10 protein-coding genes are annotated in these 13,455 nt (G+C 70.4%); 6 read left to right on the top strand and 4 right to left on the bottom strand.

Going from position 1 to position 13,455, the window contains the following annotated elements; genetic code table 11:
* Window positions 1-84: 84 nt before the first annotated feature.
* Both OG819_RS29885 and OG819_RS29880 read right to left on the bottom strand, forming a co-directional pair.
* Window positions 85-1,692 (bottom strand): peptide-N4-asparagine amidase, encoded by a 1,608-nt coding sequence (locus tag OG819_RS29885; protein WP_266622464.1) that lies wholly within the window; start codon window positions 1,690-1,692, stop codon window positions 85-87.
* An 87-nt stretch (window positions 1,693-1,779) separates the two neighbouring features.
* Window positions 1,780-2,526 (bottom strand): L,D-transpeptidase family protein, encoded by a 747-nt coding sequence (locus tag OG819_RS29880; RefSeq protein ID WP_266651647.1) that lies wholly within the window; start codon window positions 2,524-2,526, stop codon window positions 1,780-1,782.
* 339 nt (window positions 2,527-2,865) lie between these two features.
* Here OG819_RS29880 and OG819_RS29875 point away from each other — a divergent pair, with 339 nt between their 5' ends.
* The 4 genes from OG819_RS29875 (at window position 2,866) to OG819_RS29860 (ending at window position 7,498) form a co-directional block, all read left to right on the top strand.
* Complete coding sequence (locus OG819_RS29875) at window positions 2,866-4,653, top strand: ABC transporter ATP-binding protein (protein WP_266651645.1); 1,788 nt, start codon at window positions 2,866-2,868, stop codon at window positions 4,651-4,653.
* Complete coding sequence (locus OG819_RS29870) at window positions 4,650-6,431, top strand: ABC transporter ATP-binding protein (protein WP_266651643.1); 1,782 nt, start codon at window positions 4,650-4,652, stop codon at window positions 6,429-6,431. Before OG819_RS29875 ends, OG819_RS29870 begins: the two co-directional genes overlap by 4 nt.
* 287 nt (window positions 6,432-6,718) lie before the next feature.
* Complete coding sequence (locus tag OG819_RS29865; RefSeq protein WP_266417306.1) at window positions 6,719-7,189, top strand: DUF5709 domain-containing protein; 471 nt, start codon at window positions 6,719-6,721, stop codon at window positions 7,187-7,189.
* A 33-nt stretch (window positions 7,190-7,222) separates the two neighbouring features.
* The gene (locus OG819_RS29860; protein WP_266622471.1) at window positions 7,223-7,498 is read left to right on the top strand and encodes a type B 50S ribosomal protein L31; all 276 of its coding nucleotides are present in this window, start codon (window positions 7,223-7,225) and stop codon (window positions 7,496-7,498) included.
* 288 nt (window positions 7,499-7,786) lie between these two features.
* Here OG819_RS29860 and OG819_RS29855 read toward each other — a convergent pair whose 3' ends face one another.
* Window positions 7,787-8,581 (bottom strand): metal-dependent hydrolase, encoded by a 795-nt coding sequence (locus OG819_RS29855; protein ID WP_266417295.1) that lies wholly within the window; start codon window positions 8,579-8,581, stop codon window positions 7,787-7,789.
* A gap of 145 nt (window positions 8,582-8,726) precedes the next feature.
* On the opposite strand from OG819_RS29855, the gene OG819_RS29850 reads away from it, so the two are divergent.
* Both OG819_RS29850 and OG819_RS29845 read left to right on the top strand, forming a co-directional pair.
* Complete coding sequence (locus tag OG819_RS29850) at window positions 8,727-11,240, top strand: RNA helicase (RefSeq protein ID WP_266622474.1); 2,514 nt, start codon at window positions 8,727-8,729, stop codon at window positions 11,238-11,240.
* A gap of 19 nt (window positions 11,241-11,259) precedes the next feature.
* The gene (locus OG819_RS29845; protein WP_266622476.1) at window positions 11,260-12,126 is read left to right on the top strand and encodes an acyl-CoA thioesterase II; all 867 of its coding nucleotides are present in this window, start codon (window positions 11,260-11,262) and stop codon (window positions 12,124-12,126) included.
* A 107-nt stretch (window positions 12,127-12,233) separates the two neighbouring features.
* On the opposite strand, the gene OG819_RS29840 is transcribed toward OG819_RS29845, so the two are convergent.
* Window positions 12,234-13,184 carry a DUF6397 family protein gene (locus OG819_RS29840; RefSeq protein ID WP_266651641.1) on the bottom strand — a complete coding sequence of 317 codons (951 nt, stop codon included), beginning with the start codon at window positions 13,182-13,184 and terminating at the stop codon, window positions 12,234-12,236.
* Between the last annotated feature and the right edge of the window lie 271 nt (window positions 13,185-13,455).

Below are 13,455 nucleotides of genomic sequence, written 5' to 3'. Positions count from 1 at the left end.
GCTGATGCCGCCGGATACCTCTGTGTCACGTCCATGTAAATCCTGGAACGGACATGCCGTTGCCCACCCAGGGCCCCCACAGGCTCAGCAGTCGCTGCGGTCCCGCGTCAGCACTCCCTGCACGGTGACCAGTACGCGGTCGTAGCAGCCGTCCGAGCCGTGCAGCCGATAGCGCTCGCTGGTCGTGCCGACGGCATGCCGTTGCTCGCGCGGCACGTTCGCGGTATAGGTCGCGTCTCCCGCGTACGTGTCGTCGAGCCGGGACCACGTGGCATGCCGGCCGCCGCGCGTCTCTTCGACCGCGGCCCGGTCGCCGAGCGTCAGAACGGTCCGCAACCGGTCGTCCGCGCCGAGCGTCGTGGTGCCGTCCATGGAGTACGTGCGGTGGGTGCGCGTCACGACGACCGGCCCGCGCCCGTCGACGGTGACCGTCTCGTCGTCGGTCCAGGTGGCTTTGAGCGCGTCCGTGTTCTCGCCGTCGGTCCAGCGGTGCGCGGAGGTGTTGGCGAGGGCGCGACGCACGGTGGTCCACACCCGGCCGTGCGAGGTGTCGACGTATCCGGCGGTCGTCAGGCGGTGTCCGCCCTCGGTGTCGAGACGTTCTTCCGAACCGGGCGTGTACGTCGAGGTGTTGGACAGGTCGCCCGCCTTGGCCGCGGTGAGCGCGCCGCTCACGTGCGCGCGCTTCGCGTCCTGCCAGACGAGGACGTTGACCGGGGTGCTCCAGCCGGTCTGCCCCGCGGGGACGCCCACGACGGAGACGTCGATCCGGTGCGGACGACCGTCGTCGAGGAGGCCGGCGAAGGGCGTCAGGTCGTATTCGATCGGCTTGATGTCGAAGGCGCGCGGGCCCGGGATCACGTACCAGAGGAAGGGGTTCGACCAGCCGCCGGTCCACACGGTCGGGAACGGCTCGGCGATGCCCGCGAGTTGGCCGTCGACCTTGATCTGCACCTCCCGGTAAGGGCCGTTGTCCGCCTTGCAGGAGTACGGGGCGGGGTCGGGCACCGTCAGGTACCAGTACTCCTCGCAGCCGCCGCCGGAGCCGGTCGCGTACACCTCGGCGACGACGCGCTCGCTGTTGCGCGGGGTGGTGAGGGTGCCGTCCTGGAGGGTGAGGACACGGTCGGGGGTCGCGGCGGGCTTCACGGCGCCACCCTCGGCGTAGAAGGTCAGGGTCACCTTCACGTCGAGGGCTCCCGTGTACGTGCCGTCGACGACGTTTCCGATGAGCATCTCGACGTCGCCGTCGCGCCGGAACGTGTCGCTGTACCTGGTCACGTCCTTCTCGACGGACCACTCGATGCCGTCGGGCGAGGGCTCCGGGGTGGAGGTGCGGAGGATCTCCACCCCACCTATGTGCAGATATCCGAGCCGGTCGAACTGGCGTCCCTTGACCTTGCCGTCGAGTCGCAGGACGACCTTGCTCCAGCGGTCGCCGCAGCCGCTCGGCGGTGCGTACGTGCCCCGATACGGCGTGAAGTCACGAAACTGCGCCTCGGCCACCGTCACCGCACAGGACTTGGTGGCGGGTTTCGCCACCGGCGGGGCGGCGGTCAAGGGGTCGTGCCAGTCGGTGCCGAATTCGGCGGGCGCATTGATGGGCGTCCCGGCAGCCGGGCCCGCCCCCAGGAAGGTGCCTGCCGAGAGAATCACTCCGGCGAGCATGGACATGACGATCCGTCTTCTCATGTGCGGTGTTCTACGGGGGAGTCGGCCCGCCCCGCAATGGGTACTCGGGGACCGCACCTCATGGGGCGGCCCGTTCGGCCACGGTGGCTACACCTTCAGATCGGCCCTGTCCCCCATCACGATGACAGGGTGCTGATTCGGGTCGAGCGTCCGCAGGAGATACTCCATGGCCGACTTGGGCACGCTGACGCACGCGGACGTACCGCTGCCGTGGTCCATGTGCAGCCAGATGCTTCCGCCCTTCGTCTCACCCAGGGGGCGGTCCGGGTTGTCGGGCGGGGTGCCCACCCGGCGGTTGTAGTTGATGGCGACGACGTAGTCGAAGTCGTGCCAGTGCGACCTGGCCCAGTCGCGGGGCGCCTGATAGGCCGTCGAGTGGTCGTACGGAAGCAGGGCGCCCGGGTCGTCGAGCACTCCGCCCGCGTCGGTGAGCGAGAACACCCCGACGGGGCTGCGCTTGTCGCCCTCGTGATGGTCGGTGGTCCAGCCCTTCACCCCGTTGTGAGCGCGCCAGGAACGCCGTACCTCCCAGGTGGAGCCGGACTTCTCATACAGCACGACGGTGGAGTCGGCGGAGTCCCTGCCCTCGCCGTAGACCGCCACGACCTGGTGGGAGTTGGATGGGATCCGGGCCCGCAGACGGTCGCCGACATTCGGTATCCGGGTGAGGTCGACGGTGCGCGCGGGAGCGTGTTCGGCCTTGCCGCCGGCTCCGCCGTGCCCCTTCACCGCGCCGCTCCCGCCTTGCGAACCACCGCAGGCCGACAGGAACACGGCAAGGACACCGCACGCCACAGTGGTGAACCCCGTACGCCTCGCACCGTCTATTCGCATGCGGCCCATCGTTGCATCACGTATCGGACGAATAACCCCTACCCCCCCGACTTCTCGGGCAGGCGTTGCCTTTCCGGGCACGCTTTCGGTGCGTCGGAGGTGGTCCCAGCCCTGCCTCGGAGCCCCTGCCCCGAACTCGCGTCTCCCGAACTCGTATCCCGATTCGCTGTCCTGAATCCATGTCCACGGGTGAAAAATCGTTTGCTTCCGGTCGCGCCATGACGCGAACCTTTCACGGTTTGCTGCCGACCCCCCGCGGTCGGCCGGTCGCCGGAACCCCACGGCTTCTCCCCGACCCCATTCCCTGACCCCACCCCTTACACGAGCCACTGGGACGTCATGCAGATTCAAGACCTTCCCTATCCCGACCCGGGTGTGCCGGACGCACGCTCGGGGCCCCGATTCCTGTGGTGGCTCGGCCGGAATCAGCTCGGCGGGCAGTTCAAGGCCCTCGCCTGGGGGCTGCTGCACTTCGTGGCCGTCTCCGGGCTGCCGTTCTGCGTCGGCCTCGCCGTCCAGGCCGTCGTCGACCGCTCCGGCACCCGACTCGCCCTGACCGGCGGGCTGCTGGTGCTGTGCGGTGCCTGCATCACGCTGGGCGACACCATGCTGCACCGGGCCGCGGTCACCAACTGGATCACCGCCGCCGCGCGCGTCCAACAGCTCCTTGCCCACAAGACCGCCCAGTTGGGCTCTGCCCTGACGCGGCGTGTCGCGGCCGGCGAGGTCGTCGCGGTCTCGACCGGCGACGTCGAGAAGATCGGCTGGTTCGTGGAGGCCCTGTCGCGGTTCGCGGCGGCCGCCCTGACCGTCGTGCTGGTCTGTGTCGGTCTGGTCGTCTACCAGCCCGCGCTCGGCGTACTCGTCGCGGTGGGCGTGCCCGTCCTGGCACTCGCCGTGCTGCCGCTGCTGCCCCGTGCCACCCGGCGCGCGGACTTCCAGCGCGAGAAGGCCGGACGCGCCACCGAGCTGGCCTCGGACACCGTCGCGGGCCTGCGCGTGCTGCGCGGCATCGGCGGGGAGGAACTGTTCCTCGACCGCTACCGCCGCGCCTCTCAGGAGGTCCGCCGCGCGGCCGTGCGCAGCGCCCGGATGTGGTCGCTGATCTCGGCCATCCAGGTGCTGTTGCCCGGCCTGCTGATGATCGCCGTCATCTGGCGCGGCGTTCACCTGGCCCACGGCGGCCGGATCACGGTCGGCGAGCTCGTCACCGTGTACAGCGCGGTCATGCTGCTCACGTATCCCTTGCGGCACTTCGAGGAGATCGCGATGGCCTACTCCTTCTCCCGCCCGTCCGCCAAGCGCGCCGCCCGGGTGCTGTCCCTGGAACGTGCCATGGACAGCGGCGGATCGCGCTCGGCCGAGGTACCGGACGGCGATCTGTACGACCCCGCGACCGGGCTGCTCGCGCCCGCCGGACGCCTCACCGCCGTGGTGTGCGGCGACCCGGACGCGGCGGGTGTGCTCGCCGCGCGGCTGGGTGGCCATCCCGCGGAGGAGGGCACCTCGGTACTCCTCGGGGGCGTACCGCTCGACGAGCTGCCACTCGACTCCGCCCGTACGGCCGTCCTCGTCCAGGACAAGGACCCGGTGCTGCTGTCCGGCTCGCTGCGCGAGCTGCTCGACGTGCCCTCCTCGGGTCTCGTCAGCGCCGAGGCCGCACTGACCGCCGCGCAGTGCGGCGACGTCCTGGACGCGCTCACCCAGGGTTCGCTGGACGCCGAGGATCCGATGGAGACCCGCATCACCGAACGTGGGCGCTCCCTGTCCGGCGGCCAGCGCCAGCGCCTGGCTCTGGCCCGGTCGCTGATCACGGACCCCGGGGTGCTGGTCCTGGACGAGCCGACCTCCGCCGTCGACTCGCACACCGAGGCCCGGATCGCCGACGGCGTGCGCGCCCTGCGCACCGGGCGTACGACGGTCGTGTTCACCTCCTCGCCGCTGCTCCTGGACCACGCGGACCGGGTCGTTCTGCTGCACGAGGGCAAGGTCGCGGCCGTCGGCGTACACCGCGAGCTGGTACGTGGTGAGCCGCGATACCGGGCCGTGGTGACGCGGGAGACCGATGACGAGGCCGACCTGAGCGGCGTACTGAAGGAACTGGAAGAAATCGAGGAGACCGCATGATCGGCGTGGCGCCACCGGCGTACGACCCGGCGGCCCCGACCACGGCGCACACCCTGCCCGTCGGTGCCCCCGCGACCGTACGCGCCTACGTGGCCGAACTCTTCCGACGGCACCGCCGGGCCTTCCTGCTGCTCATAGCCGCCAACACGGTCGCCGTGGTGGCCTCGATGGCAGGCCCCTACCTGCTGGGCGCGATCGTCGAGCGCGTCTCGGACCACGCACGCGAGCTCCATCTGGAACGCACCGTCGCCCTGTTCGTCGTCGCGCTCGTCGTGCAGGCCCTGTTCGTACGCGAGGTACGGCTGCGCGGGGCCGTGCTCGGCGAGCGGATGCTGGCCGATCTGCGCGAGGACTTCCTCGTACGGTCGGTCGGGCTGCCGCCCGGCGTCCTGGAGCGGGCCGGCACGGGTGACCTGCTGTCCCGCATCACCACGGACATCGACCGGCTCGCCAACGCGATGCGCGAAGCCGTGCCGCAGCTCGCCATCGGCGTGGTGTGGGTGGCACTGCTGCTCGGCGGGCTCGCCGTGACCGCGCCGCCGCTCGCTCCCGCCGTGCTGGTCGCCGTGCCCGTCCTGCTGATCGGCTGCCGCTGGTACTTCAAGCGCGCACCGTCCGCCTACCGCTCCGAGGCCGCCGGTTACGCCGCCGTCGCCGCCGCCCTCGCCGAGACCGTGGACGCGGGCCGTACCGTCGAGGCGCACCGCCTGGGCGAGCGCCGTATCGAGCTGTCGGAGCGCCGGATCAAGGAGTGGACGGCCTGGGAGCGCTACACCCTGTGGCTGCGCACGGTGCTCTTCCCGGTCATCGGCGTCACCCACGTGGTGATCCTCTGCTCGGTCCTGATGATCGGCGGGGTCTTCGTCCTGCAGGGCTGGATCGGTGTGGGGCAGCTGACGACGGGCGCGCTCATCGCGCAGATGCTCGTCGACCCGGTGGGCCTGATCCTGCGCTGGTACGACGAGCTGCAGGTCGCCCAGGTGTCGCTGGGCCGGCTGGTCGGCGTCCGGGACATCGAGCCGGACGCGGGCGACCCGGAGATGATCCCGGACGGGCGGGACGTGCGCGCGAACGAGGTGCGCTTCGGCTACCGGGCCGGAGTGGACGTACTGCGCGAGGTCTCCCTGGAGGTCACCCCAGGCACCCGGCTCGCCCTGGTGGGACCGTCGGGCGCGGGCAAGTCCACGCTGGGCAGGCTGCTCGCCGGGATCTACGCGCCCCGGGAGGGTCGCGTCACGCTCGGGGGCGCCGAACTGTCCCGGATGCCCGCCGAGGCGGTCCGCTCCCACGTGGCCCTGGTCAACCAGGAGCACCACGTCTTCGTGGGCTCGCTGCGCGACAACCTGCTGCTCGCCCGGACGGGAGCGGCCGACGCCGAGCTGTGGGCGGCGCTCGGGGCGGTCGACGCGGACGGCTGGGCGCGGGCGCTGGACGACGGTCTGGACACCGAGGTCGGCTCGGGCGGGCTCGCGCTCACCCCGGCCCAGGCCCAGCAGATCGCCCTGGCCCGGTTGGTCCTCGCCGATCCGCACACCCTGGTCCTGGACGAGGCGACCTCGCTGCTCGACCCGCGTGCGGCCCGTCACCTGGAACGCTCGCTGGCCCGCGTCCTCGACGGCCGCACCGTGGTCGCCATAGCCCACCGGCTGCACACCGCTCACGACGCGGATGTCATCGCCGTCGTGGAGAACGGCCGGATCAGCGAGCTGGGCAGTCACGATCAGCTGGTCGCGGCGGACGGCGCCTACGCGGCGCTGTGGAGGTCCTGGCACGGGTGAGAAGGTCCTGGGAGGGGTGAGGAAGCCCCGCCGGTGCGGTCCGCTCTCGGGTGTGGCGGCGGTCGCACCGGCGCCCGGGGCCTGCCTCCGTGGGCGGGCCGGTACCACCTCGGACCGTGTGGCGTTGCGCAGTGGCGAACCGGAGTGGAAGGCTGGATATCGGCACCGGCTCGGGGAACGCCCGGGAACCACCCGGTTCGCGAAGGGCGATGCCTGTGCCGAGTGGCCCGCGCGCCCGCCGTCGAGCGCGGTGGGATCGGGCTCGCCCGCATCACCTGGAGGTACCCGTGAACAGCGTCGACGGATGGGGAGACGACGTCTACCAGCCCGACGGATCCGAGGTACAGGACGACGCGGGGCTGCTCGACTCCGAGGACACCCTGCTCTCCGACGGCGTCGGTGACCCGCTCGACCGGGGCTGGTCCCCGCCGGAGCGGCCGTGGGCGGTGGAACATTCCGGGGTGACCGCCGCGGAACGCCGACAGGGCGAGACCCTGGACCAGCGCCTCGCGGAGGAGATGCCCGACGTCGCCGCGTCGGACGGGGACGGCATCGGAGACTGCCAGGGCACCGACGGCGAACCCTGGGACAACGAAGTGGGCGTCAGCCGCTCCGGTCGTCTCGTGGCCCCCAATGAAGGAGCGCACGAGGACGACGAGAGCGGGCTGATCGCCACCGACGTCGGCATCGACGGCGCCGCGGCCTCGGCCGAGGAGGCCGCGATGCACATCGTCGACGAGGAAAATCCGTCCGGCTGACCGGCCCCCGCCCCTCTCCCCCAAGGAGCACCCATGCAGCAGGACAAGCACCCCGACTACCACACCGTCGTCTTCCGCGACCGCGCCGCCGGATACGCCTTCCTGACCCGGTCCACCGCGACGAGCGACCAGACCATCGAGTGGGACGACGGCGAGACGTACCCGGTCGTGGACGTAGAGATCTCCTCGGAGAGCCACCCCTTCTACACGGGCAAGGCCCGGACCGTGGACTCGGAGGGCCGGATCGCACAGTTCGAGAGGCGGTACGGGGGTGCGGAGCAGGGAGCGGGCAAGGATGGGCCGGCATGAGGGGCCACGCCGCCGCCTCCCGCACCTGACCCACACCCGGCGCACCCTCGGACCCGCTACTTCCCGGCCTCCGGTCCGCTCGCCGCCGCGTCCAGCAGACGCATCAGGTCGTCACGGCCATAGCCCAGCAGCGCAGCGCGGTGAGCGACCCTGCCGTGCTCCGGCCCGCCACATATGGGGCCGGAGCACCGTGCCGCGGGTCTGCACGGGTGATCACGGCTGACGTGGGAGAGCCGGGAGCCTCCCCTTCCGGCGATGCCGGGGGCAAACTCCCGGCATCGTCCCGGCTCAGATGACGTTGAGCGCAGCCGCGCAACCCACTCCGCCGAGCAGCATGAAGACCGGCATGAGCACCTTGAGCTCGACCCAGCTGCCGGCCCGGAAGCGCATGGCCTTGGGCGGGCCGATCGGGTACCAGCGCTTGCGGCCGAGCGGGATGGGCCACAGGATCGGGCAGCCGGACACCGTCAGCGCGTCCCCGATGTCGTGCACCAGGGCGCCCAGGACGATCGGCAGTCCGAGCCACAGGTACTCCTGGCCGGGTGCGGTGAACAGCCAGTCCGAGCCGTTGCCCGGCTTGTCGAGGACGCCGGCGAGGATCCAGGCGCTGGTCGCCGCCAGCAGCCAGACCAGCACGTCGCTGCTGGAGCCGCGGGCGGCCCGCCACAGCAGGCCCTCGATCGCGAGCACCATGTGCACGAAGAGAATGGCGAGGACCGCCCAGCGGCCACCGGTGATCGCCAGGACCGCGGTCCCGGCGCCGATCGTCACCGCCCACAGCCAGGTGTGCGTCAGCGTGCGGTGGCCGCCGGAGCGCCGCGGGTCGCCCGGCTTGCGAGTCGACTTGTAGACGGCGTACGAGAGCTTGTCGACGATCTCGCACAGGGTCCGCGAGACGGGCCCGAAGGCTCGCGAGATCGTCGCCGCCTTGTGGTCCAGGTCGGGGGCGAGCGCGGCACCCGCGCAGATCAGGGCGCCGACGAGGAGGACCGGCCAGGGCATCGTGTGACCGGCGGCGGCCGCCGCCGCTCCGACGCCGAGCCAGGCCGCGGCTCCCGAGAGTGAGTGTGCTGGTCCCATCATGGCCGTTCCCCGCCCCATTCTTCTTTCGCCGCTGTCCAGTTGCCCGCATACGCTGACGCTTCGTCGGCGCCACAGCGTAACGGTCGTGATCTTCGGACGAGCATCCGATTCCCCCATCGAGCGGGTTGACAGGCAAGATGGGGGCGTGACCCTTATCGATCAGCTGCCACAGACCGCAGATCCCGACGCCCTCTACGAAGCCTTCGAGTCGTGGGCCGGGGAACGCGGTCTCACGCTCTACCCCCATCAGGAGGAGGCGCTGATCGAAGTGGTCTCGGGTGCGAACGTGATCGTCTCGACGCCCACCGGCTCGGGCAAGAGCATGATCGCCGCGGGCGCCCACTTCGCGGCGCTCGCCCGTGACGAGGTCACCTTCTACACGGCGCCGATCAAGGCACTGGTCTCGGAGAAGTTCTTCGAGCTGTGCAAGATCTTCGGCACCGAGAACGTCGGCATGCTGACCGGCGACGCCTCCGTGAACTCCGACGCCCCCATCATCTGCTGCACCGCCGAGGTGCTGGCGTCCATCGCGCTGCGGGACGGCAAGCACGCCGACGTCGGTCAGGTGGTCATGGACGAGTTCCACTTCTACGCGGAGGCCGACCGCGGCTGGGCGTGGCAGATCCCGATCCTGGAACTGCCGCAGGCTCAGTTCATCCTGATGTCGGCGACGCTCGGCGATGTCTCGATGTTCGAGAAGGACCTCACCCGGCGCACCGGACGGCCCACGTCGGTGGTCCGCTCGGCGACCCGGCCCGTGCCGCTCTCCTACGAATACGTGCTGACCCCGCTGACGGAGACGCTCACCGAGCTGCTCGCGACCAAGCAGGCTCCCGTCTACATTGTCCACTTCACCCAGGCGCAGGCCGTGGAGCGGGCGCAGGCGCTGATGAGCATCAACATGTGCACGCGCGAGGAGAAGGACCAGATCGCCGAGCTGATCGGCAACTTCCGTTTCACCACCAAGTTCGGCCGCAACCTCTCCCGGTACGTACGCCACGGCATCGGCGTGCACCACGCGGGCATGCTGCCCAAGTACCGACGGCTGGTGGAGAAGCTGGCCCAGGCCGGTCTGCTGAAGGTCATCTGTGGCACGGACACGCTCGGTGTCGGAGTCAACGTCCCGATCCGCACCGTGCTGTTCACGGCGCTGACGAAGTACGACGGCAACCGGGTGCGCACGCTCCGTGCCCGCGAGTTCCACCAGATCGCAGGCCGTGCCGGGCGCGCCGGATTCGACACGGCGGGCTTCGTGGTGGCCCAGGCGCCCGAGCACGTCATCGAGAACGAGAAGGCGCTCGCCAAGGCGGGCGACGACCCGAAGAAGCGCCGCAAGGTGGTCCGCAAGAAGGCTCCCGAGGGCTTCGTCGGCTGGACGGACAACACCTTCGAGAAGCTCATCGCCTCCGATCCCGAGCCGCTCACCTCCCGCTTCCGGGTCACCCACACCATGCTCCTGGCGGTGATCGCCCGGCCGGGGAACGCCTTCGAGGCGATGCGGCATCTGCTGGAGGACAACCACGAGCCGCGCAAGCAGCAGCTGCGGCACATCCGGCGGGCGATCGCGATCTACCGCTCGCTCCTCGACGGCGGCATCGTCGAGAAGCTCGACGAGCCGGACGCCACGGGCCGCATCGTGCGCCTCACCGTGGATCTGCAGCAGGACTTCGCGCTCAATCAGCCGCTGTCGACCTTCGCGCTCGCCGCGTTCGAGCTGTTGGACCCCGAGTCCCCCTCCTACGCCCTGGACATGGTGTCCGTCGTGGAGTCCACGCTGGACGACCCGCGGCAGATCCTCGCGGCCCAGCAGAACAAGGCGCGCGGCGAGGCCGTGGCCGCGATGAAGGCGGACGGCGTCGAGTACGAGGAGCGCATGGAGCGGCTCCAGGACGTGTCGTACCCCAAGCCGCTGGAGGAGCTGCTCTTCCATGCCTACAACACCTACCGCAAGAGTCACCCGTGGGTCGGTGACCATCCGCTGTCGCCGAAGTCCGTCATCCGTGACATGTACGAACGGGCCATGTCCTTCACGGAGTTCGTCTCCCACTACGAGCTCGCCCGTACTGAGGGCATTGTCCTGCGCTACCTGGCGAGTGCCTACAAGGCGCTTGAACACACCGTCCCGGACGACCTCAAGTCCGAGGACCTGGAGGATCTGATCGCCTGGCTGGGCGAGCTGGTGCGCCAGGTCGACTCCAGCCTCCTCGACGAGTGGGAGCAGCTCGCCAACCCCGAGGAGATGACGGCCGAGGAGGCCCAGGAGAGGGCCGACCAGGTCAAGCCGGTCACGTCGAACGCCCGCGCCTTCCGCGTCCTCGTCCGCAACGCGATGTTCCGCCGTGTCGAACTCGCCGCGCTCGACAACGTCGACGAGCTCGGCGAGATGGACGGCGAGTCCGGCTGGGACGCCGACGCCTGGGGCGAGGCGATGGACAAGTACTGGGACGAGTACGAGGACCTCGGCACAGGCCCCGACGCCCGTGGCCCCAAGCTGCTGTCGATCGTGGAAGAGCCGCAGAACAGTCTGTGGCGCGTCCGTCAGACCTTCGCCGACCCGAACGGTGACCACGACTGGGGCATCAGCGCGGAGGTCGACCTCGTGGCCTCCGACGCGGAGGGTCGCGCGGTCGTCAAGGTCACCGACGTCGGCCAGTTGTGAGCACAGGAGAATCCCACACATGACCAACCCAGCCGAGAGACTCGTCGACCTGCTCGACCTGGAGCAGATAGAGGTCAACATCTTCCGTGGCCGCAGCCCGGACGAGTCATTGCAGCGGGTGTTCGGCGGCCAGGTGGCGGGCCAGGCCCTGGTGGCCGCCGGGCGCACCACCGAGGGCGACCGGCCGGTGCACTCACTGCACGCATACTTCCTGCGCCCGGGCCGGCCAGGCGTGCCGATCGTGTACCAGGTCGAACGGGTCAGGGACGGACGGTCGTTCACCACGCGTCGGGTCACCGCCGTACAGCAGGGCCGCACGATCTTCAATCTGACCGCCTCCTTTCACAAGTCCGAGGAAGGGAGCTTCGAGCACCAGCTGCCGCCGGCCCGCGAGATCCCGCACCCGGAGACGCTGCCGACGGTCTCGCAGGAGATCACCGAGCATCTGGGCGCGCTTCCCGAGTCGCTGGAGCGCATGGCTCGCCGCCAGCCGTTCGACATCCGGTATGTGGACGGACTGCGCTGGGCCCCGGAGGAGATCAAGGACGCCGAGCCGCGCAGTGCGGTATGGATGCGTGCCGTGGGGCCGCTGGGCGACGACCCGCTCGTGCACACCTGTGCCCTCACCTACGCGAGCGACATGACTCTCCTGGACGCCGTCCGCATCCCGGTGGAGCCGCTGTGGGGTCCGCGCGGCTACGACATGGCCTCGCTCGACCATGCGATGTGGTTCCACCGGCCCTTTCGCGCGGACGAGTGGTTCCTTTACGACCAGGAGTCGCCGATCGCGACGGGCGGTCGCGGGCTGGCCCGCGGTCGCATCTACGACCTGGAGGGACGTCTGCTCGTCTCGGTCGTCCAGGAGGGGCTTTTCCGGGCGCTGTGAGAAAGGCTCCGACCGTCCCGGGAAGGAACCGTCCCGGGAAGGAACCGTCCCAGGCAGGCTTCGTCCTGGGAAGGATTTGTCAGGGAACTGCCGACAGGAGTTCCCCGTCAGGGGTTTCTGCGGCGCAGCCACCCGAGCAGCGTCCATTGCCGCTCGGGTGGCTGCACGCCCGGGGCCCGGTCGTCGAGGGCGGCTTCCCGCGGTCGCGAGGCCGCCGGAGCCGCTGCGGCCAAGGGGGAGACCGGCGTCAGTGAGGCCTTCGGGGTCGGGCGGGGTGTGGGGCGGGACGCTCGGGCTTCGACAAGTGCCTGGCCCAAGTCGGCACGGAGCCAGCTGATCTCGTCGGGATCCTCGGCCGTCACGATGCGCGAGACGAGCTGCGCGGCGGGAGTGTCCGGCGCGGCGCCGTGGGAGGCCCGCTCGGGCCGGAAGCGGTTCAGATACGCCCTCTCGTACGGGTCCCTGACGATCTCGGCCACCTGAACGGGGTCGAGCAGCGACGCCACGACCCCGGCCCGCGCCCAGGGATCCGCGGTCTGCCGCAGCAGGAATCCCATATGCCGGCCCCGCCAGTTGCGGGGTCGGAGGTCCAGGCCGGCTTCCAGCTGGTCTCGGAGTCCCTCGGGTGTACGGCCCTTCAGCAGCGGGGCGTTCTGCTCATCCGCCCCGAACTGGCGCAGTTCTTCCGCCAGGTACAGCCAGACCACAGCCCTGTAGCGGTTCAAGTAGAACTTCACGGGCACCACCAGACCCAGGCGTGCGCAGCGCGTGAACCTGCGGGTCGTCACGCCCATGAGCGCGGCGCCCTCCGTGGTGCCGACGGCCTTGACTCGCTCCCGCAATGCCTCGGGGAAACCGTCCTCGGAGCGCACCCGCTCGATCTCCGCGCGGGTGACGCGGCGTCCACCTCCCCCTTCGTCGGGAACGGTGCGGACGCGTCCGAGGTGCAGGGCGAGGTCGAACTCGCCGCGCCTGAGCTCCAGTTCCCGCGCGGCGCGTCCGAGCGACGACGTGGCGGACCGCGGGACGGTGGACTGCGTAATGGTGTTGCCGGACATGACGGTTCTCCCCCGTGGAGTGAGGTGCTCGCGCCGTCGGGCGCTTGCTTCGAGAAAAACCGTAGCCGGTTCGGCGGATCTCGTGGCGAGCCTGTGGATAACTCTGGCCGCTGTCACGTATCCGCAGGTCAGTCCCCCTGTTCCCTTCGGGTGCGCCTTGCCGGCGTGAAAACATGGCTGCGGCGCCTGCCCGCCGACGCCGGTAGCTCGTTGGGACGTTGAGCCCGTAGGTCAGTCTGGTGCCGGGGCCGCAGAGGGGCCACGCACTGTT

Origin of the sequence: Streptomyces sp. NBC_01549 (genome assembly GCF_026339955.1) — a bacterium.
In the GTDB taxonomy this organism is placed as follows: domain Bacteria; phylum Actinomycetota; class Actinomycetes; order Streptomycetales; family Streptomycetaceae; genus Streptomyces.
The sequence above is the reverse complement of the archived record's forward strand: the minus strand, read 5'-3'. Positions and strand labels throughout refer to the sequence as shown.